Source organism: Kitasatospora sp. NPDC023385 (assembly GCF_055664045.1).
The window spans coordinates 26,875-38,505 of record NZ_JBVOOL010000043.1 but is presented as its reverse complement, the minus strand read 5'-3'; the positions used below and the strand labels follow the sequence as shown (position 1 = coordinate 38,505).

General features: G+C 74.4%; 3 protein-coding genes. All 3 read right to left on the bottom strand.

Going from position 1 to position 11,631, the window contains the following annotated elements:
* On the bottom strand, positions 1 to 4,823 hold a 4,823-nt coding region (locus AC0B61_RS34980; protein WP_471746231.1), incomplete at its 3' end, for an amino acid adenylation domain-containing protein.
* Positions 4,820 to 11,263 carry an amino acid adenylation domain-containing protein gene (locus tag AC0B61_RS34975; RefSeq protein WP_471746229.1) on the bottom strand — a complete coding sequence of 2,148 codons (6,444 nt, stop codon included), beginning with the start codon at positions 11,261 to 11,263 and terminating at the stop codon, positions 4,820 to 4,822. The genes AC0B61_RS34980 and AC0B61_RS34975, both read right to left, overlap by 4 nt.
* A gap of 74 nt (positions 11,264 to 11,337) precedes the next feature.
* Positions 11,338 to 11,622 carry an acyl carrier protein gene (locus tag AC0B61_RS34970; RefSeq protein WP_471746227.1) on the bottom strand — a complete coding sequence of 95 codons (285 nt, stop codon included), beginning with the start codon at positions 11,620 to 11,622 and terminating at the stop codon, positions 11,338 to 11,340.
* Positions 11,623 to 11,631 lie beyond the last annotated feature (9 nt).

The window sequence follows — 11,631 nt, the reverse complement described above, 5'->3', positions numbered from 1 at the left end:
TACGACAGCTCAACACCGTCACCGACGACCGCCACCGCACCCGGCGTCCGCGCCACCTGCCCCGCGAACACCTCCGGCAACGTCCCCACCACCACATCCACCGCCGGAACACACCACTCCGACAGCACCCGCTCCCGCTCCCCCGCGTCCAGCACCCCCACCGCACTCAGCGGCAGATCCGCACCACCCTCGCCCGCCGCCTCCAGCGCCGGCACCAGCTTCTCGATGACGGTGTGCAGGAGTCGGCAGACCGCCTGCGGGTCGGCCGGGGCGACGGCGTCGACGGTCAGGCGGATGCCGTCGCCGTTGTCGTCGACGGAGACGGACAGCGGGTAGTTGGTCCGCGCCCAGATGTAGCGGATCCCGACGCCGTCGAGTCCGGTCCCGGTCTCCTTGACGGGGACCTCGTTGTGCCGGTAGTTGAACAGTGCGGTGAACAGGCGCGGGTTGCGGCCCGCGATCCCGCTGGCCTTCTGCGCGACGACCAGCGGCGCGTGCTCGTGGACGAGCAGTTCGGCCAGCTGACGGCGCACCCCGCCCAGGGCCTCCAGCACACCGGCGCCGTCCGTCCGGACGCGGACCGGCAGGGTGTTGATGAAGACGCCCTGGGCCCGGTCGGCGCCGGCGCCGGCGTTCATGCGGCCGAAGAGCACGGTACCGAAGACGACGTCCGAGCGGCCGGAGACGGCTGCCAGGACCCGGGCCCACGCCAGGTGGAAGACGGTCGCCGGGCTGACGCCCACCGTCCGGGCCACCTGGCGCAGCCGCTCGGCCAGTTCGGCGTCCATCGGCAGCTGTGCCTGTGCGGCGGCCATGCCGTCGCTGAAGACGTCCGTGAGCCCGTAGGCGGCGGTGGTCTCGGTGACGTCGCCGAGCAGCTCGGTGAAGTACTGCTCGTGCTCCTCGCGGGAGATCCCGAGGCGGGCCTGCGCCACGAAGTCGCGGAACGGCAGCGGCTCGGGCAGCTGGTCACCGCGGCCGGCCAGGATCTCGCGGACCTCGGTGAGCAGCACCTCCAGCGAGGTGTGGTCACGCACCATCTGGTGGATGCGCAGCAGGGCCAGCCAGCTGTCACCGCCGGGCTCGGCGGCGATGTGGAGGTCCATGAGCGGGGCCCGGGTCAGGTCCATCGACCAGCCGGCGGCGGCGAGCAACTGCTCCACCGGGTCGGGGCCGGCCGCGTCGAGCGCGACGTCGGTCACGGGCAGGGTCGCCCGACGCCAGACCACCTGCACGGGCTCGGGCAGCTGCTCCCAGGCGATGCCGGTGCGGTAGATGTCGTGCCGGTCCACCACCCGCTGGAGAGCGGCCGCGAAGCCGTCGAGCCGCTCGCGGGTGTCGAACTCCAGGACGGTCGGGAGCACGTAGACGTCGCGCTCGTCCTCGCCCGCCATGAGGTGGTGGAAGAGCATGCCCTCCTGCACGGGGGCGGGCGGGTAGACGTCGGCGAGGTTGGCTGCGCCGCCCTCGACGGTGGCGACGATCCGCTCGACGGCGGCCGCGTCGAGGTCGACCAGCGGCAGCATCTGCGGGGTGACGGCTTGCGCACCCTCGGGGATCAGGTTCGGCGGGACCTCGACGGCCTCGGTGCCGGCGACGGACGCGAGGCCCGCCGGGGTCGGGGTCTCGAACAGGGCCTTGACGGAGACGGAGGCCCCGCGCACCCGCAGCCACTCGACCAGGCGCACGGCGAGCAGCGAGTGCCCGCCGAGCACGAAGAAGTCGTCGTCGACACCGACCGACTCCAGGCCCAGCACCTCGGCGAAGCCGGCGCAGAGCACCTCCTCGCGCACGCTGGAGGGGCCGCGGCCGCGGGCGGCCGCCCCGGCCGCGTAGTCAGGGGCGGGCAGGGCCTTGCGGTCCAGCTTGCCGTTGCCGGTCAGCGGCAGCGCGTCCAGCACCACGACGACGGCGGGGACCATGTGCTCGGGCAGCCGCTTGGCAGCGAACTTGCGGACGTCGGCGGCCAGTTCCGGCTCGTCGTAGTCGTCGGGGTCGGCCGGCACGACGTAGGCGACGAGGCGCTGGTCGCCGGGGGTGGAGGCGTGCGCGACGACGGCCGCGCCGGCGACCTCGCGGTGGGCGACGAGCGCGGCCTGGATCTCGCCGGGCTCGACCCGGAAGCCGCGGATCTTCACCTGCTCGTCGGCGCGGCCGAGGAAGACGAGCCGGCCGCCGGTGGTCCAGCGGGCACGGTCGCCGGTGCGGTACATCCGGCTCCCGGCCGGGCCGAACGGCGAGGCCACGAAGCGCTCGGCGGTCAGGTCGGGGCGGCGGACGTAGCCGCGGGCCAGGCCGGCGCCGGCGATGTACAGCTCGCCGGCGACCCCGGCGGCGACCGGGCGCAGCGTCGCGTCGAGCACGTAGAGGCGGGTGTTGCCGATCGGCGTGCCGACCGGGACGGCGCCGTCGGCGATCAGCTCCGGGGTCAGCCGGGTGGTGGCGACGCCGATGGTGGCCTCGGTCGGGCCGTAGTGGTTGAAGACCCCGCGCTCGCCGGCGGCCGCCAGCAGGTCGGTGACCAGCGCCGGGGAGGCGGTCTCGCCGCCGAGGACGAGGGAGCCCGCGGGCAGCACCCCGCCGGCCGAGCCGCCCGAGGTGAGCGCGGCCAGGTGGGAGGGGACGGCCTTGAGGTGGTCGATCCGGTGCTCGGTCAGGTAGCCGGCCACGGCGAGCGGGTCGGTGACGGCGTCGGCGTCGAGGATGTGCAGCTCGCCGCCGGTGGTCAGGCTGGTGAAGACCGTCGTGTTGCCGAGGTCGGTGGCCTGGGCCTGGAGCAGTGCGTAGCGGTCGCCGGTCGCGCCGAGGCCGAGGCGGCCAGGCACGCTCGCGAGGTAGTTGGCCAGGCCGCCGTGTGTGACGGCGACGCCCTTGGGCTTGCCGGTGGAGCCGGAGGTGTAGATGACGTACGCGAGGCCGTCGGGGCCGACCGGGACCTGCGGAGCGGTGGTCGCGGCGAGCGCTAGGTGGGTGGCCATCAGGGCGCCGTCGAGGGTGACGAAGCGGACCTTGCCGGCCGGCATGTCGTCGAGGGTCTCCTCGTCGGTGAGGAGCAGCACCGCGTGGCTGTCGCGGAGCATGAACGTCATGCGGTCGGCGGGCTGCTCCGGGTCGACGGGCAGGTAGCCGGCGCCGGCCTTCCAGATCGCGAGGATCGAGGTGATGGTCTCGACGCCGCGCGGCAGGGCGAGGCCGACGACGGTCTCGGGGCCGACGCCTTGGGCGATCAGGTAGTGCGCGAGCCGGTTGGCCCGCTCGTCGAGCTCGGCGTAGGTGATCCGGGCGCCGTCGGCGACGACGGCCGCGGCGTCGGGGGTCCGGGCGACCTGCGCCTCGAAGAGCTCGACCGCGGTGGCGGCGGGGACGGCGGCGGCGGTGTCGTTCCACTCCTGGACGATCAGCCGGTGCTCGGCCTCGTCCAGCAGCGGCACGGCGCTCAGCGGGCGGTCGGGGTCGGCGGCCATGGCGGCGAGGACCCGGAGCAGGCCGGCGGCGATCCGCTCGACCATCTCGGGGTCGAAGAGGTCGGCGGCGGCCTTGAGCACGCCCTGGATGCCGGCGGGGGCGCCGGCGGCGTCGAAGGCCTCGCCGACCATGACGTCGAGGTCGAACTTGGCCGCGCTGCGGCCGGTGGAGAGGACGTCGATGCGCAGCTCCGGGAGGTCCAGGACGGAGCCGAGGTTCTGCACGGTCAGCACGACCTGGAAGAGCGGATGGCGCGCCAGCGAGCGGGTGGGGGCGAGTTCCTCGACAAGGCGCTCGAACGGCACGTCCTGGTGGGCCAGCGCGTCGAGGCCGACCTCGCGGACCCGCCCGAGCAGCTCGGCGAAGGTGGGGTCGCCGGTCAGGTCGGTGCGGATGACGAGGGTGTTGACGAAGCACCCGACCATCTCGTCGAGGGCCTTGTCGGTGCGGCCGGAGACGGCGGAACCGATCGGGACGTCGGTGCCGGCGCCGAGCCGGGAGAGGGTCACGGCGAGGGCGGCGTGCAGCACCATGAACAGGGTGGCGCCGCGTTCCCTGGCCAGGGTCAGCAGCCGGGCGTGCAGGTCGGCGGGGGCGTCCAGGGGGACGGTGTGGCCGCGGTGGCCGGCGACGGCCGGGCGTGGGCGCGCCGTGGGCAGTTCCAGCTCCTCGGGGGCGCCGGCCAGGGCCTTGCGCCAGTACCCGACCTGGCGGGCCCGCACGCTCTCCGGGTCGTCGTCCTCGCCGAGGAGTTCGCGCTGCCAGAGGGCGTAGTCGGCGTACTGCACCTCCAGCTCGTCCCAGCCCGGTTCGGTGCCGGTGCGGCGGGCCGTGTAAGCGGTGGAGAGGTCGCGCATGAGCGGGCCGATCGACCAGCCGTCGACGGCGATGTGGTGGGCGACCAGGACGAGGACGTGCTCGTCGGGGGCGGTGGCGAACAGCCAGGCGCGGACGGGGATCTCGGTGGCGAGGTCGAAGGCGTGGCCGGCGGCGCGGGCCACCGCGTCGGCGAGCCCGGCGGGTGCGTCGTCGAACGTCGGGAGGTCGTCGGCCAGTTCGGCGTCGGGCGCGCCGGTGCCGGGGCGGTCGGCGTCGAACCGGTCGGCGTCGACCACCGCCAGCTCCCAGTCCAGCTCGTCCATCGCGAGGATCCGCTGGTACGGCTCGCCGTCCGGCGCGGGGTACACGGTGCGCATCGCCTCGTGCCGGCCGATCACGTCCCGCAGGGCGGCGGCGAGGGCCGCGCGGTCCAGCGGGCCGGAGAGCCGGGCGATCAGCGGGATGTTGTAGGTCGCGCTGGGGCCTTCGACCTGCCACAGGAACCACAACCGCCGCTGGGCGAACGACATGGGGATCATCGGGACTCCTCTTGCTTGCGCATCGGCCGCAGCACGGGCCTGGCTTTCCTGGTACTGACGGCTTGGTTTCCGAGCCAGGCCGCGAGTCCGGCCGGTGTCGGGGTTTGGAAGAGTTGGCGGACCTGCAGTTCCGTGCCGGACACGGCCCAGACCCGGCTGGCGAGTTGGGTCGCCAGGAGGGAGTGGCCGCCGAGGGCGAAGAAGTCGTCCTCGGGTCCGACGACGGGCAGCCCGAGCACGTAGGCGAAGGCCTGGCAGATGAGTTCTTCGTTGGCGTCGGCCGGCGGTCGTCCGCTGCCGGCGGTGGCGGCGAAGTCCGGGGCGGGCAGGGCGGCGCGGTCGAGCTTGCCGTTGGCGGTGACCGGTAGGGCCGGGAGCACCACGGTGGCGGCGGGAACCATGTATGCCGGGAGCCTGGTCGCCGCGAACTCACGTAGCAGGCGCGGCAGTTCGACGGCTTCGGCGTACCGGCCGGCCGGTACGACGTAGCCGACGAGGCGCTGGTCGCCGGGTGTGTCCTCGCGGACGGTCACGGCGGCCTGGGCGACCGCGGGGTGGGCGGCCAGGGTGGCGGCGATCTCGCCGGGCTCAACGCGCAGGCCGCGGATCTTGACCTGGTCGTCGGTGCGGCCGAGGTACTCCAGCCGCCCGTCCTCGCTCCACCGCACGCGGTCGCCGGTGCGGTACATCCGGCTCCCGGCCGGGCCGAACAGCGAGGCGACGAAGCGCTCCGCCGTCAGGCCGGGCCGCCCGGTGTAGCCGCGGGCCAGCTGGACGCCGGCCAGGTAGAGCTCGCCGGCGACGCCGGCCGGGACGGGGCGCAGGGCGTCGTCCAGCACGTAGGTGCGGGTGTTGGCCACCGGGGTGCCGATCGGCACCAGCGGACCGTCCGCGGCGGTGCAGCGCGCGGCCGTGACGTCGACGGAGGCCTCGGTGGGCCCGTAGAGGTTGAACAGCGGGACGTCGAGCAGGTCGAGGAACCTGTCCCGCAGTCCGTGCGGGAGCGCCTCGCCGCTGCAGAAGACGGCGCGCAGGCCGGTGCAGGCGGCGGCGGAGGGCTCCCGGACGAAGGCCTCCAGCATGGACGGCACGAAGTGGGTGACGGTGACGCCCGCGTCCCGGACGAGCTGCGCGAGGTAGGCCGGGTCCTGGTGCCCGCCGGGGCGGGCCACCACCACGGCGGCGCCGCGAAGCAGCGGCCAGAAGAACTCCCAGACCGACACGTCGAAGCCGAACGGGGTCTTCTGCAGCACCCGGTCCGAGGCGCCGAGTTCGTACTCCCGCTGCATCCACTCCAGCCGGTTCACGATCCCCTCGTGTGTGACGACCACGCCCTTGGGAAGCCCGGTCGAGCCGGAGGTGTAGATGACGTACGCGGGGTGCGCGGGCGCCGCCGGCACCGGGGTCGCCTCGGCGCCCTCGGGCGCGTCGGCGAGCAGCACCGGCGCGGCGCCGGCCTGCCCGGCCAGGCGCTCGCGCAGGCCGGTGGCGGTCAGCAGGCAGTCCGGGCGGGCGTCGGCGAGCAGGTGGCGGATCCGCTCGTCCGGGTAGCCGGGGTCGACGGGCAGGTAGGCGCCGCCGGCCTTGACCACGGCGAGCAGTGCGACGACCAGGTCGATGCCGCGTTCCAGGCAGACCGCGACCACCGACTCCGGGCCGATGCCGACGCCGGCCAGGTGGCGGGCGAGGCGCTCGGCGCGGGCGTCCAGTTCGGCGTAGGAGACCTCGTCGCGCTCGAAGAGCACCGCCGGCGCGTCCGGGGTCCGGGCGGCCTGCGCCGCGAACAGCTCCGGCAGCGTCGCGGGCGCGACCGGGACGGCGGTGTCGTTCCAGTCGGTCAGCACCCGGCGCCGCTCGTCGGCGTCCAGCACCTCGAGCGCGCCCAGCGGCAGTGCCGGCTCGGCCTCCAGTGCCGCGACCAGGTGCTCCAGGCAGGTCCGCACCAGCGGGTGGACCCGGTCGGGGTCGGCCGGGTCCATCGCGTCGACGGTCACCGCGAAGCCGTCGCCGAGGTCGTCGACGGAGACGGTCAGCGGGTAGTTGGTGCGCTCGCGGTAGAGCAGGGCGCGGATGCCGTCGATGCCGGTCCCGGTGCCCCCGTCGAGCTGGTTGTAGCGGTAGTTGAAGATCGAGGTGAACAGCGGGGTCCGGCTGGGCACGCCACTGGCCTGCTGGGCGAGGGCGAGCGGGGCGTGTTCGTGGGCGAGCAGGTCGGCGAGCTGGCGGCGCATCGCGGCCAGCGCCTCGCCGGTCCCGGTCCCGTCCAGGCGCACCCGTACCGGCAGCGTGTTGATGAACGGGCCGAAGACCCGGTTGGCGCCGGCGCCGGCGTTCATCCGCCCGAACAGGACGGTGCCGAAGACCACGTCGGAGCGGTCCGAGACGGTGGCGAGCACGCGGCCCCAGGCGAGGTGGAAGATCGTCGCCGGGCTGACGCCGCGCTCGCGCGCCACCTCCCGGATCCGCACGGCCAGTTCCTTCTCCAGCGGCTGCTGGGTGCTGACGACGTTCTCGCCATTGCCGTGGACGTCCAGCAGGCCGTAGGGGGCGGTCGGTTCGGTGACGTCGCCGAGCAGGCCGGTGAAGTAGCGCTCGTGCTCCTCGCGGGGCGTGCCGAGGCGGGCCTGCGCCACGAAGTCGCGGAACGGCAGCGGCTCCGGCAGCTGGTCGCCGCGGCCCGCCATGATCGCGCGGACCTCGCCGAGCAGCTGCTCCAGCGTGGTGTGGTCGCGCACCATCTGGTGCATGCAGAGCAGCAGCAGCCAGCGCCCGGCCCCGGGCCGGGCGGCGATGTGCGCCCGCAGCAGCGGCGCGCGGCCCAGGTCCATCGGCTCGGCGCCGGCGGCGAGCAGTTGCTCCACCGGGCCGTCGCCCTGGCCGGCCGGGCACAGGGTGACCTCGTGGACCGGCAGGTCGACGTGGCGGGCCACGGCCTGCACCGGCTCGCGCAGGCCCTGCCAGACGATCGCGGTGCGGTAGACGGCGTTGCGGTCGACGACCTGCTGGAGGGCGGCGACGAAGCCGTCGAGGTGAGCGCGCGAGTCGGCCTCGAAGACGACCGGCAGGATGCCGACGTCACCGCTGTCCGGGCCCGCCATCAGGTGGTGGAAGAAGATCCCCTCCTGAAGCGGCGCCAGCGGGTACACGTCGGCGAGGTTGGCGGCCCCGCCCTCGATGTGCTCCAGGACGCGTTCGATCCCGTCGGCGTCCAGCGTGACCAGCGGCAGCATGTCGGGCGTGATCTGCCGGGCCCCGGCCGGGATCCGGTTCTCCGGGACGGGGACGAGTTCCGGTCCGGAGACCTCGGCGAGTTGCGCCGGGGTCGGCGTACGGAACAGCGTCGGCACCGAGACAGCGACCCCACGCACCCGCAGGCGCTCCACCAGCGAGACCGCGAGCAGCGAGTTCCCGCCGAGGGCGAAGAAGTCGTCGTCGACGCCGATCGCGGGCAGTTCGAGGATCTCGGCGAAGGCCTGACAGAGCAGCTCCTCCTGGGTGTTGCGCGGCGCGCGGCCCCGGCCGGCCCCGCCGGCGAAGTCCGGGGCGGGCAGCGCGGCCCGGTCGAGCTTGCCGTTGGCGGTCAGCGGCAGCACGTCGAGGACGACCACCGCCGACGGCACCATGTGCTCGGGCAGCCGGTCGCCGACGAAGCGGCGGACCGCCTCGGTGTCCACGCCGCCGTCCGGGTCCCGGTCGGCGGGCACCGCGTAGGCGACGAGGCGGCGGGTGCCGGGGGTGTCCTCGCGGACCATCACCGCCGCCTGGGCGACGCCGGGGTGGGCGGCGACCGCGGCCTGCACCTCGCCGGGCTCGATCCGGTAGCCGTGGATCTTGACCTGCTCGTCGGCCCGGCCGACGAAGACCAGCCGGCCGTCCGCCGTCCACTTGACCCGGTCGCCGGTGCGGTACATCCGCTCGCCGGGCTTGAACGGGCAGGCCACGAACCGCTCGGAGGTCAGCGCGGCCCGGCCGGCGTAGCCGCGGGCCAGCTGCGCGCCGGCCACGTACAGCTCGCCGGGGGTGTCGGGGGCGACCGGCGAGAGCCCGTCGTCGAGCACGTAGGTCAGGGTGTTGCCGACCGGCCGGCCCAGCGGCACCGCGCCGTGGGCCAGCGCGGCGGCGTCGAGGCGGCCGGCGACCACGCCGATGGTGGCCTCGGTCGGCCCGTAGTGGTTGAAGACCGGGCGTTCCCCCGCCGCGGCCAGCAGCTCCTTCACCCAGGCGGTGGACGCCGCCTCCCCGCCGAGCACCAGGCCCTTGGCCGGCAGCAGGTCGGCCAGGCCGCCCAGCGAGGAGCCCAGCGCGGCCAGGTGGGAGGGGACGACCTTGACGAAGTCGATCCGGTGCCCGGCCAGGTAGCCGGCCACGGCGCGCGGGTCGGTGACGGCCTCCCGGTCGAGCACGTGCAGGGTGCCGCCGGTGGCGAGGCTGGCGAAGACGACGGTGTTGCCGAGGTCGGTGGCCTGCGCCTGGAGCAGCGCGTACCGGGCGCCGGGGACGCCGAAGCCGACCTGGGCCGGCACGCAGAACACGTAGTTGGCCAGGCCCCGGTGGGTGACGGTGACACCCTTGGGCCTGCCCGTCGAGCCGGAGGTGTAGATCACGTAGGCGAGGCCGTCCGGCAGCACGGTGACGTCGGGGGCCTCGGCCGGCTGGCCGGCGATGGCGGCGGCGGCCAGCGGGCCGTCGACGGCGATGGTGCGCAGCCGCCCGGCAGGCAGGTCGTCGAAGACCTCCTCGGAGCCGATCAGGGCCACGGCTCGGCTGTCGGCGAGCATGTAGGCGATCCGCTCGGCCGGGTACTCCGGGTCCACCGGCACATAGGCGGCGCCGGCCTTCCAGGTGGCGAGGATCGCGGTGACCATCTCGGCCCCGCGCGGCAGGCAGAGGCCGACCACGCTCTCCGGGCCGGCGCCGAGACCGCGCAGGTAGTGCGCCAGCCGGTTGGCCCGGGTGTCGAGCTCGGCGTAGCTGAGCTGTACGTCGTCGGCGACCAGGGCGATCGCGTCGGGGGTGCGGGCGGCCTGCTCGGCGAAGAGCTCGGGGACGGGCACGACCGGGCCGGCGACCGCGGTGTCGTTCCAGGTCTCCAGGACGAGGCGGCGTTCGGCCGTGCCCAGCAGGTCGATCCGGCTGAATGGCGCGCCGGGGGCGGCGCCGGCGAGCCAGTCCAGGACGACCAGGAAGCGCTGGCCGACCTCCTCGGCCGCGGTCGGCGCGTGCCGTTCGCGGTTCATCTCGATGACGGTGCGCAGACCGCCGTCGGCGTACTGGCCGAGCAGGTCGATCTTCAGGTCCTCGGCGGGCCCGCTGGACAGGCCGGTCCGCACGACCTCGCAGTCGCCGAAGCGCACCTGGTGGTCACCGCCCATGACGTTGACGATCAGGTCGTACAGCGGGGCGCCGCCGACCCGTCGCAGGTCCCCGAGGAGGTCGCGGTACTGGTAGCGCTGGTGGCGCAGGCCGTCGTGGACGGCGCGCTGGGTCTGCCGGGCGAGGTCGTCGAGGGACATGCCGGGGCGCAGCCGCAGCCGGATCGGCATGATGTTCGAGGTCATGCCGGGGATGCCGAGTTCGCGCATGCTGGTGCGGCCGTTGACGGAGACGCCGAGCACGAGGTCACGGGCGCCGGTGGCGCGGTGGTGGTAGACGGCGGCGGCGGTGAGCATCAGCGCGGCGAAGCTGATCCGCAGCCGCTTGGCGACGGCCCGCAGGGCGCCGGTGACCTCGGCGTCGACGTCCTCGCGGTGCAGCATCGGCCGGACCGCGGGGCGGGCCTGGGCGGTGTCGGGGCCGTGGGCCCCGGCGTGGTCGGCGAAGGCGTGGTCGGCGAAGGCGTCGACCCAGAACTGCCGGTCACGGCCGATGGTCCCGGAGGCGCGGTAGGCGCGGTCGGTGTCGATGAGCGCCGAGACCGGGCCGAGGGCGCCCTGGTCCGGGTCGCCGCCGCGGCCGAGCACCTCGTAGACCCGGGCGAGGCGGCCGGCGAACAGCGAGAGGCCGTTGCCGTCCAGGAGGATGTGGTGGGCGCGCTGGTACCAGAGGAAGCGGTCCGCGCCGAGCCGGAAGAGGGCGTGGCCGCTGAGCGGGCCGCCGGTGAGGTCGGCCGGGCGGTCCAGGTCGGCGCGGATCCACTCCTCGGCGGCCGCCTTCGGGTCCGGCTCGGCGCTGAGGTCGGCGACGTGGACGGGCAGGTCCGCCGCGTCGGCGAGGTGTTGGCGCGGTACGCCGTCCTCCACGCGGAAACGCAGCCGGTAGGTGCCGGCCTCCTCCAGCGTGCGGCGCAGTGCGCGCAGGAAGAGGTCCACGTCCAGCTCGCCGTGGATCTCCGTGTACTCGCCGATGTTGTAGGCCGGGCTGTCGGGCGCGAGCTGTTGCGCGTACCAGACGCCGAGCTGGCCGGACATCAGTTCCCAAGATCCCTGTTCGGACGCACCCATTCCCGTATCCCTCGATCACTCGCACAGACTGGAGAAGCCGACACCGGACACCGTGTCCGGCGGTTGAACACCTTTCAGAGGGCGGCCCGTTCGGCCATGAGACCGCTGAGGTGGGCGGTCAGCCCGGAGACGGTGTCGACGTCCCACACCAGGGTGGGTTCGACGGCCAGGCCGAGGATGTCCTCGATCTCGCCGCTGAGCGCGAAGGCGAACACCGACTCCAGGCCGTACTCGGCGAGCGGAACGTCCGGCTCGATCTCGCCGTCCGGGATGCTGAGGAAGTGGGCGACGCGTCCGGTCAGCCAGGCCCGGACGGCCTCGGGCGTCCAGTCGGTGTTCGCCGGGTCGGTCTCGGTCATCGGAAGTGC

Coding starts and splice junctions, on each gene's coding strand:
- AC0B61_RS34975 (WP_471746229.1), bottom strand. CDS start 11,263: ATGGGTGCGTCCGAACAGGGATCTTGGGAACTGATGTCCGGCCAGCTC.
- AC0B61_RS34970 (WP_471746227.1), bottom strand. CDS start 11,622: ATGACCGAGACCGACCCGGCGAACACCGACTGGACGCCCGAGGCCGTC.